Origin of the sequence: Vibrio sp. SCSIO 43132 (genome assembly GCF_019904195.1) — a bacterium.
Classification (GTDB): domain Bacteria; phylum Pseudomonadota; class Gammaproteobacteria; order Enterobacterales; family Vibrionaceae; genus Vibrio; species Vibrio nigripulchritudo.
Map to the genome: position 1 here is coordinate 1,156,162 of NZ_CP063199.1, position 13,280 is coordinate 1,169,441.

Consider the following 13,280-nt stretch of genomic DNA (forward strand, 5'->3'; position numbering starts at 1 on the left):
CGTCCCCTACTTCATGCTTTTCTGGATGTTTTTGGTTGCATCGGTTCTGTACACCGTCTTCCAGGCTTCAAGCAAGTTATCCTTCGTAACGGGCAGAGCGGGGAGGGCAACAAACTCAGGTGCTTTCTTGTTCAGAAGACCGTACCCAGCAAGCATGGCTTCCGCGACACCTTGATCAAACGGACGTTGCGCCCCCAGCCCTTTCACATAGCTCCCCTGAGCCATATTGATTGCAACGTTTTCACCAAGGTCGATGGTCGTAATTACCAGGTCACTTCTTCCTGCGATTCGTGCTGCTGATATAACGCCTTCTGCAGGAACATCCCATACTGCCCAGATACCATCCAGACCCGGATTGGCAATGAGCATGGCCGATGCCACTTTCTCCGCATCCCCGGAGAAATCGGGACCACCAATACCTTGCTCTTCCACAATCTTGATATCACTGTAATTTTCACTGATGGTGGCTTTGAATGCGTCGTAACGCTGACGGGTTACAAAGAAGTCTGCCGCGTGATAAATCAGCCCGATTTTGCCTTTACCGTCGAGGGCTTTAGCCATTAGATGAGCGGCAGCGACACCATTACCATAATTGTCTGCCGAGACTACAGAAACGTAATCTTTCCCGACCTCCATTCCCGGCGGTGTATTTTCCATAAACACGATTTTCACCCCGGCATCTGCGGCGGCTTTATAAGCGGATGCTGTTGCCGCAGGATCGGTGGGAACAGAAACAATGATGTTGGGTTTCTGCGCCATGACGGTTTCAATGTCAGAAACTTGCTTTTCCGGTTTGAAGCCCGCATCAGTGACGGCGATAACTTTTATGCCCATTTCGCCAAACTGGTGTTTAAGCCCTTCGATTTGGGCTCGGGACCAGTCGTTACCACCGTAGTGCATAACGATGGCAGCGGTCGCATTCATGCTTTTGATCTTCGCCAGCTCGCTTGAACTGAGTGTCAGTGAGCTTGCTGGGCTGGGGTTTTCTCCATTCGGACCTTTGGACAACACGGTTTTTTCCAATTCTTGCAAAGCCTGAGTAGGATCGTTTGCAAACGTGGAGGCGCTAAGCATCAAAGATAGGGATGCCGCGGTTGCGATTACTATATTCTTCATCATGATGTGGTTTCCTTTCCTCATTCAACGATGTATCTAAGGCATGTCTTAACCTTAGGCTTAATCTAACTCTTTATTTGTCTGTCTTTTCTTTGTCTAAATACTGCTTGCTGACAAGTGCTCCCTGATAAGGGTCTTCCCACGCGTCGAGTTCTACCGTTACCCATCCTTGATACTGATTGGCTTTTAGCGCTTCAATGATAGGTTTGGTGTCTATATCTCCCCGATCAATTGGGGTGAAAGCAAAGGGTTCTTTTTGCCAGCCTTTTAGGTGGACATAACTGATGCGAGACGCGTGTTCGCGTATCAGCTTAGCCGGGTCTCCCCCTGCTGCTGCAAGGTGAGCGGTGTCGGGGCAAAAGTGGATTGGCGTCAGGTTGAAAATCTTCTCAACCTGATCCGGGCTTTCCACTATTGTGGTGAGGTGAGGGTGATAATGCCCCTGTAAGCCTCTTTCTTTGGCAATGGTATCCACTTGTGTCAGAGCTTCTGCCAACTTTTCATAATCATCTTCTTGAATGCCGCTGTACCTCTGTGCTCCGCCTCCTACAACAAGATGAGGGGCTCCCAGTTCAGCTGCGCGGTCTGCAACCATTCGAATGCGGTCTAACTCTTCATCAAGTATTTCTTGATAAATAAAGTTCCCGCCGGAATAGGCCGCGACAAAAGAGAGCTGGTTGTCGGAAAGTAAGCGCTTAAAGTCAGCAGCACTGTAGTCGAGCAAGTTGCCATCAAACAGCTCCACCCCTTCATATCCAGCTTTCGCAATCTCTTTGAAAGCCATAGCCATATCGGCAAAGGTTCGGTAGGTGAGTTGGTTAATTGAAGTGACGCCAACGGCGTTTCCTCCTAGTGGCCCCCAGCAATTCGCCTGATAAGCCAGCTTCCATGCAGACATAATCCACTCCTTTGTTTTGAACGATGACTCGATCATTCGTTAATGATTGGTTGAAATTTAACCAGCCGTTAACAATAATACATTTATTGATTCAATTATCAACATAAGAACGGAATCTTTTGCAGAAAAAATGCAAAAGTATAAATGGAATAAGAATATGCAAGGTGACATTTGCAATTGAAAACGGTATTTTGTTTCAATTGTGTTAACTGTTATTTAGGGTGAGCTTCAGGAATCAGATGACAGAGAAAAAAAATGAAACGAAGAAAGGATCGTCAGCGAAGTTGAAAGCCAGTGGTATCCGAAGTGTTTCAACCATATTGAATTTGATTCGTACTCAGAAGGCTGACACACGTCAGGCGATTGAGCGTGAAAGCGAGCTTGGCAGAGCGATAGTAGCAGACAGACTGGCGGCATTGGCGGACATGAATCTGGTTCACGAAAATCAGCGCGGCATTGCCTCGGGAGGAAGAGCTCCCAGATTGGTTCAGTTTAACCAGAATGCGGGTTACATATTGGTTGCTCGGCTAGACAGTTCCGCTCTGGGTGTTGGATTATCTGATCTGTCCGGCAACCTGCTGGTTGAGCACCACGAAGAGTGTGACTTAAATGAGTCGCCTGAAGAAACCACCAGCCGATTGATTGCTTTGTTTGAGTGGGTGATAGAAAAGAAGAAAGCTGAAAACGCCATCTGGGGAATCGGGCTTGCGGTTCCCGGTCCGGTCAATACTCTGCAAGGGAATGAATTCTGGTCTCGTACTCCTGACTTTTTGCCTTCTTGGTCTGGATTCCCATTGGTAGAAACACTGATCGCGCATTTTGAAGCACCAGTATGGCTTCGAAGCAGCGTGGAAGCGATGGCGGTTGGTGAATATTACGCAGGTGCCGAAGCAGCAACTCAGGACATGATGTTCATTAAAATAGGGCAGCGTATCAATGCCAGTATGATGCTCAATGGTGAACTTTACCGAGGTGCACATGGTGTCACAGGGCTGATAGGTCAGTTACCTGTTACTCGTGAACAGGGGGTTGCTTCGCTTGAAAGCCTTGCTGGAAATGACGCCATCGTCAATATGGGGGCGGATGCCGCAAAAAATGGTGAAAGTTCCGTACTTAAAGATGTCTACGTAAGGCAAGGGCAGTTGTCTGCGATTGATGTCGGGCAGGCAGCGCAGATGGGCGATCCGGCCAGTATGAATATTCTACTCAATACCGGAAGACTGGTAGGGCAGATAGTCGCACCGATTGTGACCATGTTAAACCCCTCTCTGGTCGTACTTGGCGGGTCATTGGTACAAACCAATGACACCTTGCTGGCTGCATTTAGAGAGGGCATTTATGGCGCTTCTCACCCACTTGTGACTCGCGATCTTCAGATTGTACGTTCTCAACTGGACAGTTCAGCTTCGCTAGTTGGGGCGGCAATGGTTGTGGTTGACGCTTTGTTTGCTCCCAGCCTCTTACAGAACTGGATTTTTTATGGCTCACCGATCGCTAGCGAAGCTTTTCTGGGCATAGCATCAGAGGCAAGAAACCACTCAGTGATTCCGGAAGAAGAGCACCTTGTTCATCCACCCAGTTAAAGGGTAGGTGAAAGCTTAAACTGTCATTAGCAGGGAGACCAAGATGGCATCAATTAACGGACTAGGACCTCACGGAGAGCGTGCGGAAAGAGCGGGAGCTGTTTCTCTTGCTGAAAGCGAAGTTGCGGCTGCGAGACGCAAGCAGTATCGCGTGGCAATTGTTATGCATACCCTTGATAGTGACTGGTCTCGTCTGCAACTAGCCGGAATTGTTGGCACCTTGGGTGATACCGGATGCACGGTTTCAGAAGTCGTCGACTGCCATTTCGATGCTCAGACACAAATCTCCGCGCTGGAAACGTTAAGTCAGCAGCCACTTGATGCCATCATATCTTTCCCGGTGGCTAACACCGATGTTGCTGAGGCGCATCGAAAAGTCTCAAGAGCCGGTATCCATCTTGTATTACTGGACAATGTACCAACTGGCTTACTGCCCGGAAATGATTACGTGTCGCTCATTTCTTCAGATAATTTTGGTCTTGGTTTGATCGGTGCGCAGCTTCTTTCAGAGAAGATCGGTTCAAACGGAACTATTGGCATACTTACTTACAATCAGGACTTTTACGCCATTAATGAGCGTGAAATTGCCTTTCGAAGGTGGGTGAAAATGCACCGCCCCGACCTGACCATCGTAACGGAGAGCTTTGATTCACCGGAAACCGCTGGGCAACAGGCACAGGTTTTAATCGAAAATCATCAAGACGTGGCAGGTCTGTTTGTTGTGTGGGATACCCCAGCACTGGACGTACTAAAAAGCTTTAAAAATACGCAGAATGATATCTATATGACAACGGTGGATCTCGGTCAGGAAATTTCACTGGAACTCGCGAAGGGAACACCACTGATTGGTATTGCTGCTCAGCAACCCTATCTTCTTGGGGTCACCACAGCACAAACGGCGGTTCTGGCAATGCTGGGGCAAATGGTTCCTCGTTGGATTGCGCTACCCGGGCTGGAAGTTACCCAGAGCAATGTGGTCACTCGCTATCAGGAGATCTGGCGTGCTCCAGCCCCTCAGGAAGTTCTGCGCCCAGATTGAGTTTTTAACTGGCACTCATCATTGAAAGCTTTTAACTCCGCTGAGATTGGGGCAGAATCAGTGCAACCTATTTAACCCATTCTCCCCAATTGAAATGAAAATCCTTATTGATGAAAACATGCCTTACGCTGAAAAACTTTTCAGCCAACTAGGCGACGTGGTTTTGAAACCAGGACGTACCATGACTGCCGATGATTTAGTCGATGTGGATGGTTTAATGATTCGCTCGGTCACCAAAGTGAATGCAGAGTTGATTTCTAAAGCCAACAAGTTGAAGTTTGTTGGCACGGCAACAGCAGGGATGGACCATGTCGATCAGGCTCTACTGAAAGAAAGAGGCATCTTCTTCACCGCAGCACCCGGTTGTAATAAAGTGGGCGTGGCGGAATATGCGTTTAGCGTGATGATGATTCTTGGCCAGCAACAGGGTTTCTCAGTGTTTGATAAAACCGTTGGAATTATCGGTGCTGGTCAGGTGGGTTCTTATCTTGCCAACTGTCTGGAAGGCATGGGCATTAAAGTATTGCTCAATGACCCGATCAAGCAGGCAGAAGGCGACAGTCGCCAATTTACAGAGCTAGACACGCTACTAGAGCAGTCTGACATTATTACGCTGCACACCCCAATTACTCGTGATGGCGAGCATCCGACTCATCACATCATTAATGAAACCCGCTTAGAAGCCATGCGTGCGGATCAAATTCTGATCAACGCGGCTCGTGGACCAGTGGTTGATAATTCAGCTCTGAAAAAACGCCTGCAAAAAAATGACGGCTTCATTGCCGCACTAGATGTGTTTGAGTTCGAACCGGAAGTGGACATGGAACTGTTGCCGCTTCTTGCCTTCGCGACGCCTCATGTTGCGGGTTATGGCTTAGAAGGCAAAGCGCGTGGCACAACCATGATTTTCAACTCATTCTGTGAGTTCTTAGGGCGTGAAGACCGAGTGTATGCGTCTGAGTTACTGCCAATCGCTCCGGTCCCGCGTGTGCAACTGGATCGCGCTTGGGATAACGCAACACTGCACAATCTCACACAATTGATTTATGATGTGCGCCACGATGACGCCATATTCCGTCGCAATATTGCGCGTCCTGGAGCATTTGATGAAATGCGCAAAAATTACTGGGACAGACGCGAATACAGTGCCGTCACTTTAGTGGGCGATGCAAACTGCAATCTTGAGCCGCTCGCTAAACTAGGTTTTCAAATTGAGGTAACAGATGAGCCAAGAATTTAACGTTGCAATTTTAGGTGCAACCGGTGCCGTAGGTGAAACCATTCTAGAAGTTCTGCAAGAGCGAGAATTTCCAGTAGGCGAGTTACACTTATTGGCAAGCGAACGCAGTGAAGGTAAGACGTATCGCTTCAACGGCAAAACGATTCGAGTTCAGAATGTCGAAAGTTTCGACTGGTCACAGGTACACATTGCGCTCTTCTCTGCTGGTGGTGAACTGTCAGAAAAGTGGGCACCAGTTGCCGCCGATGAAGGTGTGGTTGTTATCGACAACACTTCCCAGTTCCGTTACGACTACGACGTTCCACTTGTTGTGCCAGAAGTTAACCCAGAAGCCATCGCAGAGTTTCGTAACCGTAACATTATTGCAAACCCGAACTGTTCTACCATTCAGATGCTGGTTGCGCTTAAGCCTATCCACGATGCGGCGGGCATTGAGCGAATTAATGTTTCTACTTACCAGTCGGTTTCTGGTGCAGGCAAAGCAGGCATTGATGAGTTAGCGGGTCAAACAGCGCATCTTCTTAACGCTAAGCCGATTGAAGAAAAAGCGTTCAGTCAGCAAATTGCGTTTAACTGTATTCCACAAATCGACAAATTTATGGACAACGGTTACACCAAAGAGGAGATGAAGATGGTGTGGGAAACCCAAAAAATCTTCAACGACTCGTCAATTATGGTTAACCCGACCTGTGTGCGAGTGCCGGTTTTCTATGGTCACGCTGAAGCAGTTCACATTGAAACACGTACCCCTATCGATGCGGATCAGGTTACTCAGCTTCTTGAGCAAACGGACGGTGTTGAAGTTTTCCACGGTGAGGACTTCCCAACTCAGGTTCGTGATGCTGGTGGAAAAGATCATGTTTTGGTTGGGCGTATTCGCAACGACATCAGCCACCACTCGGGCGTCAACCTATGGGTGGTAGCAGACAATGTTAGAAAAGGTGCCGCTACAAACGCAGTCCAGATTGCAGAAGTGCTAATTCGCGATTATTTCTGAATAAAATTGTTTGAAAAGCCTCACTTAGTGGGGCTTTTTTTATGGCGCTATTTTGTTCAAATAATGCAAATTTGGGTAAGAATGGTACGAATATCAACTCGGACACACATTTTTTCGTGCGGGCGCTATAGTTTTACGACATTTATCCGATATATTTAGCAGATCACATTATTATTCAAGATAAGAAAGCAAGAAAGCTGAGCCTTATATGCATCATTTTTTCAAGCGTTGTTTAACGCCCTTGCTTCTGATGGTCTCGACTCAAATTCCAGTGGCTAGCGCTGACACCATCAGAGTTATTGGTTCCAACGGAGAGATTTCAGACTCCCCACGCTTTTCTGAGCAAATTCGTCAACCCGTCGCTCAGGGGCAACCGTCTTTGTTTTACGGTCCTACAAGGGGTAATGAAACACTCTGGAGCATCGCTTCTGCATTAAGACCAGCAAACAGTCTGACCGTTCAACAAACCCTGCTGGCTATTTACCGACTTAACCCTCAAGCATTTGAAGACCAGAATATTCACGGTCTTGTGCCGGGCAGTACATTAAGAATCCCATCTCTTCAGCAAGTTCAGTCAGAATCAACAGCCGATGCCGTCCGTATCATGGCTGCGCATCAAGCACGATTAGACTCTCAGAATCAGGTTGCGACCACGCGACCCGCCGTCAGACCTCGCCCAGTTGAACCACCAAAACCTGTTGTTGAGCCAAAAGCCAACGATCCAGTAACTGAGGTGAATGCTCAGCCTAAGCCAGAAATGATGCAGGAAGAGCCAAAAGCTGAAGCAAAGCCAGAGCCTAAACCTGAATCCAAACCAGAAATGAAGGATGATGGGCAGGTCGTTCGTCTTAAAGAACAGCTGGATATGTCCGAGAGTGAGCTCTCGACTCTGGAAGAGAAAAACCACCAACTGCGCCTCATGCTTTCAGAAGTGCAAGGGGAAGTCGAAACGCTGAAAGAAGAACTCAGCGACGAAGACAGAATTAAAAATGAAGTAGAAAAACTGCTGGAAGCGGAGAAACTCAAGCAGCTGGAAAGCCAGCAAAACGCGCCAACGCTCATGGAGCGTATCGTTGCTAACCCTCTGCTGCTTGGAGCGCTTGCTCTGATTCCGGGTCTTCTGATTGGTCTGTTGATAGTCTTGCTGCTAAATCGCCGTAAAGAACCAGAGCCAGAAGAACAAACAGAAGAGCAGCCACAGCCAGAAATTCCGCCAGTGCAGGCGAACGAAGATGAAGAAATCGACGAGATTAACCTCGATGATGACCTGATTGGCGACATCGAAGAAGAAGAGTTGTCTCTCGATGATGAACTGTTCGGAGATGAATCCGAAACCGCATTCTCTGATGAATCCGAAGAAGGCGGCGAAAAATCGGAAGACGTAGACGACGTCTTCGGTGATTTGAATGATGAAGATCTGGACTTCAATCTGGACGAAGACGGTGACGACCCATTCGCAAGCATTGGTGACGATGGTGATTTGGATGCCGAGATTGCGGATCTGGATGCAAGTGCAAATGGCATTAGCGTCGATGCGGACGAGCAGGCACTTGGTCTGGAAGAAATGGAACGTGCTCTGGATGAAATAGAACCAGAGATCGAAGAAGGTCCATCAGACGAAACAGAAGAGTTCGACCTGTCTGAAGGCGATGACCTGTCAAATGACGACATTGACGCGCTGTTTGATACTGATGAGCCTACTGAAGACTTAGGTGCAGACGAGCTAGACCAGTCGACTCTCGACGATCTGTTTGCCGGTATTGATGACACGGAAACGGATGACGATCTGGATTTCGACACGCTGCTGTCTAATGAAGAAGGTGACGCAGAAGAGGGTGGTACTGACGAGAGCATTGACCTCGACGCAGGTATGGATGAAAGCGCCTTTGATGAACTGCTATCGGAGCCAGAAGACAGCAGCGATTCGGATTTGCTTGATGACATGCTCGAAGCTGGCACGGATTTAGATTCAGACAGCACTGATTTACTGGATGATGTGATTGATGCTGATGACGGCGATATCTCATTAGATCCAGATGCGCTTCTGGAAGAAGCTCTGGAACAAGAAAGCAGCACTCCTTCAGAAGATGATTTGTTAGATGAATTTGACTTAAGCGATGACAGCACAGATCTGTTAGACGATGTTCTGGATGAAAGTGAATCTTCGGATCCGGATGAACCTTCCTTCGACCCAGACTCAACAGACTTGTTAGACAGCTTACTTGAAGAATCTGACGACAGCCCAGAGTCTCTGGATGAAAGCAACACAGATTTACTGGATGACCTGGTTGATGACGAATCCAAATCTTCCATTGACCCAGACAGTACCGACCTCCTAGACAGCGTTCTTGATGATGTTACCGAGGACGATCTTGCTCTGGATATGCCGGATTCATTGGCAGAAGACAGTACGGATTTACTTGACGATGTGCTGGAAGATTCAAAAACCGCGGTCGACCCTGAAAGTACCGATTTACTGGATGAATTGGTTGATGAGAATTCCACTGATTTAGAAGAAGACTTTGACCCAGCAGAGTTTGATTTAGGTGCGGATACCCTGGACGAATTTGAACCAGACCAAAACGCATCGCAAGACGATGGATTGGACTTTGAATTCGAATCGGAAAGTCATCTTGATGATGAGCTAGACACACCTGAACCAGAAACCGCTGAATTAGATACGGAAACTGCCGAAGATCAATCTGGTAGTGACTTTGCCCAAGAGCTTGAGGATGCCTTTTCACAAGACGTAAGTGAAGAAGTGCCTGAAAGCCTTGAGGAATCCCCCGCAATTGAACCGGAAGCGGAAGAAACTCAACCAGAAGAACAGGTTACAGAAGCGCCGGTCTCAGAAGATGCGCCAGAAGAAAGCGTAGAGATTGAAGAGCAGGAAACAACAGGGCCGGAACCCGAGATTGAGGAACCTGAAGTTTCAGATGAAGTAGATCTGGAACAAGAAGAAACTCAATCAGAACAACCAGAAGTTGAAGCATCTCAAGACGTTGAAGACACGCCTGAGATTGATACACCTGAACTTGACCTTGATGCGCCTGAAATCGAAGAAGACGCTGACTCCGTTAATGAGTCTGACGAGTTCGCAGCGCAGCCTATTGAAGATGCTGAAACCGCTTTCTCTCTAAAAGGGCACGATGATGAACCATTAGATGTCCTGATGGGGGAGACCAGAGAAGAGCCAGAATTTACCGATGCCGAAATCGGAAACCTGGACGAAAGTGGTCTGAAATCCGATTCTGATGCGATATCCGACGAAGAAGAATCGGTAGAAGATTGGCAGGCTGAAGCCTTCTCTGGTGAAGTCACCGATGAAGAAGATGCCCCTGAACTTCCAGAGATCGGAGAACTTCCAGAAGCAGAAGAAACCGAAAGTTTGGTCGACGCTGTTGAGGAAGAAGACGAATCCGAACTGGATAACATCGATTTAGAAGCGCCACCGCAAGAAGAAACTGAACTGGAAGTTGTCTCGGAGCCAGAACTTTCTGTTGAGGCAGAAGATGGCTTTGAAATCGACGAAGCTGAACTGGAAGCCGAGCTTCAACCTGATTTAGATGAGTCACCACAAGAAGAAATTGAAGAGATAAGTGAAGAAGACGTTGACAACTACAGCTTCGACACACCATCTGAAGAGCCAGAGCCAGAGCCAGAGCCAGAGCCAGAGCCAGAGCCAGAGCCAGAGCCAGAGCCAGAGCCAGAGCCAGAGCCAGAGCCAGAGCCAGAGCCAGAGCCAGAGCCAGAGCCAGAGCCAGAGCCAGAGCCAGAGCCAGAGCCAGAATTAGTTATGCCTGAAGCTGTGCCAAATGAATTTGGCACGCCACAGGACGAAGACTGGGACTTCGAAGATTCAGATCTAAGCGGTCTGGAAGAAGTTCAGGCAGAAGCCGACAACTCAGACGAAATGGGGCTGAACGAGCTAGACCAAGAGCTAGCGGCTGACTTAGCTGAAACATCACCAGAAATTGAAGCACCAGTTTCAGAAGAAGTTGCTTCAGAAGAGCCAGAGACTGTTGAGCTCGATGATGCCGACTTAGGCGAATTCGATGAAGCGGCTGCGTTGGATGCAATGGCAGACGAGCCAGCTCCACTAGCGGAAGATCTAGCATCAGAAGTTGAAGCGCCAGTTTCAGAAGACGTTGTACCAGAAGAGCCAGAATCCATTGAGTTGGACGATGCCGACCTCGGTGAATTTGATGAAGATGCTGCGTCGGATGCAATGGCAGATGAGCCAGCTCCACTAGCGGAAGATCTAGAGCCAGAAGTCGAAACGCCTGTTTCGGAAGAAGCTGTTGCAGAAGAGCCTGTTTTAGAAGAACCAGAGCCCATTGAACTGGACGATGCAGACCTGGGCGAGTTCGATGAAGATGCCGCCTTGGATGCAATGGCAGACGAGCCTGCTCCATTAGCGGAAGATCTAGAACCAGAAGTTGAAGCGCCAGTTTCAGAAGAAGTTGTTTCAGAAGAGCTAGAGTCCGTTGAACTGGATGATGCTGACCTCGGTGAGTTCGATGAAACGGCAGCGTTGGATGCAATGGCAGACGAGCCTGCTTCATTAGCAGAAGATCTAGAGCCAGAAGTTGAAGCGCCAGTTTCAGAAGAAGTTGCTTCAGATGAGCCAGAATCCATTGAACTGGACGATGCAGACCTGGGAGAGTTCGATGAAGCGGCTGCGTTGGATGCAATGGCAGATGAGCCAGCTCCACTGGCAGAAGATCTAGAGCCAGAAGTTGAAGCACCAGTTTCAGAAGAAGTTGCTTCAGAAGAGCCTGTTTTAGAAGAACCAGAGCCCATTGAACTGGACGATGCAGACCTCGGTGAATTCGATGAAGCGGCTGCGTTGGATGCATTGACAGATGAGTCTGCTCCATTAGTTGAAGATTTAGAGCCAGAAATTGAAGCATCAGTTTCGGAAGAAGTTGTTTCAGAAGAGCCTGTTATAGAAGAACCAGAGCCCATTGAACTGGACGATGCCGACCTGGGTGAATTCGATGAAGCCGCTGCCTTGGATGCAATGGCAGACGAGCCAGCTCCTCTGGCAGAAGATCTAGAACCAGAAGTTGAAGCGCCAGTTTCAGAGGAGTCGGTTTCAGAAGAGCCAGAATCTATTGAACTAGATGATGCTGACCTCGGTGAGTTCGATGAAGCGGCTGCGTTGGATGCAATGGCAGATGAACCCGCTCCATTAGCTGAAGATCTAGAACCAGAAGTTGAAGCATCAGTTTCAGAAGAAGTTGCTTCAGAAGAGCCTGTTTTAGAAGAACCAGAGCCCATTGAACTGGACGATACAGACCTCGGTGAATTCGATGAAGCGGCTGCGCTGGATGCATTGACAGATGAGTCTGCTCCTTTAGTTGAAGATTTAGAGCCAGAACTTGAAGCATCAGTTTCGGAAGAAGCTGTTTCAGAAGAGCCTGTTTTAGAAGAACCAGAGTCCATTGAACTGGATGATGCTGACCTTGGTGAGTTCGATGAATCCGCTGCCCTAGATGCAATGGCAGACGAGCCAGCTCCTCTTGCCGAAGATTTGGTATCAGAAATTTCGGATGATGAAGAGAATGAACCAGAATCCATTCAGCTTGATGATTCCGATTTAGGCGAATATGACGAAGCCACTGCGCTGCAAGACGCATTCTCCTTGTCTGAAGACACGCCAACAGCGCCAGTTACAGAAGACGACCTAAGCCAGTTTGATGAATCTGCGACCATGGCTACGTTGCTTTCAGAACCTGATGAGGGAGCAATAGGTGGGTTTGATGAGCCACTAGACAGCAAAGTAGTCGACAGCGCAGGTATGGATATCGATGCCATGCTGGAAACGGGTGAAGACTGGAACGGCTTTAACCTGACACCAGAGCAGCAGGCATCCATTTCTGAAGATGTACCAGATGAAGAGAAAGAAGTCTGGGGAGCGGCTGAAACGCTTGAAGAACCTAAAGTTGATGAAGAGGACTGGGCAGATCAGCCTGATCTGTCAAATGAAGGAGACGCTGATCAGAAATTCATGAGTGTCGATGAGCTGATGGCTCAGGTTGAGCGTGAAGAAGCCGAGTCGGGAGACAAGCCAGACCCTGACGCGGAAGCGCTAGAGCTGGATGTCGGTCTTGATGAATTCCCAGATGTTTTAGGTAACGTTGAACCATTCGATGTAGACAGCAACAGTGAAGCGGCAGGCAAGCTGGACTTAGCGAAGATTTACGTCGAAATGAATGACACCGATGGCGCTATCAAGCTTCTTGAGGAAGCCATCGTCTACGGTGATGACGAAGTAAGAAGAGAAGCTAAGTCACTTATCGATAAGTTAAACGAAAACTAAGCTACTTTGTAAAACCAGACAGGCAGCGACTCGCTGCCTGTTTTTTATTGGTCATATTGTGAGTGCCCAGCATACCTAGCAT

At 48.3% G+C, this 13,280-nt stretch carries 7 protein-coding genes; 5 read left to right on the forward strand and 2 right to left on the reverse strand.

Annotated features, from left to right (window positions below):
• Nucleotides 1–6: 6 nt before the first annotated feature.
• Together INR79_RS05255 and INR79_RS05260 are read right to left on the reverse strand one after the other, a co-directional pair.
• Nucleotides 7–1,119 (reverse strand): substrate-binding domain-containing protein, encoded by a 1,113-nt coding sequence (locus INR79_RS05255; RefSeq protein WP_223096264.1) that lies wholly within the window; start codon nucleotides 1,117–1,119, stop codon nucleotides 7–9.
• Nucleotides 1,120–1,189: 70 nt separating this feature from the next.
• Entirely contained in the window at nucleotides 1,190–2,014 is an 825-nt protein-coding gene (locus INR79_RS05260; RefSeq protein WP_223096266.1) for a sugar phosphate isomerase/epimerase family protein, read from the reverse strand.
• A 239-nt stretch (nucleotides 2,015–2,253) separates the two neighbouring features.
• On the opposite strand from INR79_RS05260, the gene INR79_RS05265 reads away from it, so the two are divergent.
• From INR79_RS05265 to INR79_RS05285, 5 genes are all read left to right on the forward strand, one after another.
• On the forward strand, nucleotides 2,254–3,597 hold the full coding sequence (locus INR79_RS05265; protein WP_223096268.1) for an ROK family protein: 1,344 nt from the start codon (nucleotides 2,254–2,256) through the stop codon (nucleotides 3,595–3,597).
• Nucleotides 3,598–3,640: 43 nt separating this feature from the next.
• Nucleotides 3,641–4,636, forward strand: a complete 996-nt coding sequence (locus tag INR79_RS05270) for a substrate-binding domain-containing protein (RefSeq protein ID WP_223096270.1) — start codon at nucleotides 3,641–3,643, stop codon at nucleotides 4,634–4,636.
• Between the two features lie 94 nt (nucleotides 4,637–4,730).
• A complete protein-coding gene (locus INR79_RS05275; RefSeq protein ID WP_223096271.1) occupies nucleotides 4,731–5,876 on the forward strand; it encodes a 4-phosphoerythronate dehydrogenase in 1,146 nt (381 codons plus the stop codon).
• A complete protein-coding gene (locus INR79_RS05280; protein WP_223096272.1) occupies nucleotides 5,860–6,873 on the forward strand; it encodes an aspartate-semialdehyde dehydrogenase in 1,014 nt (337 codons plus the stop codon). Before INR79_RS05275 ends, INR79_RS05280 begins: the two co-directional genes overlap by 17 nt.
• A gap of 208 nt (nucleotides 6,874–7,081) precedes the next feature.
• Complete coding sequence (locus INR79_RS05285) at nucleotides 7,082–13,198, forward strand: FimV/HubP family polar landmark protein (RefSeq protein WP_223096273.1); 6,117 nt, start codon at nucleotides 7,082–7,084, stop codon at nucleotides 13,196–13,198.
• The last annotated feature ends 82 nt before the right edge of the window (nucleotides 13,199–13,280 follow it).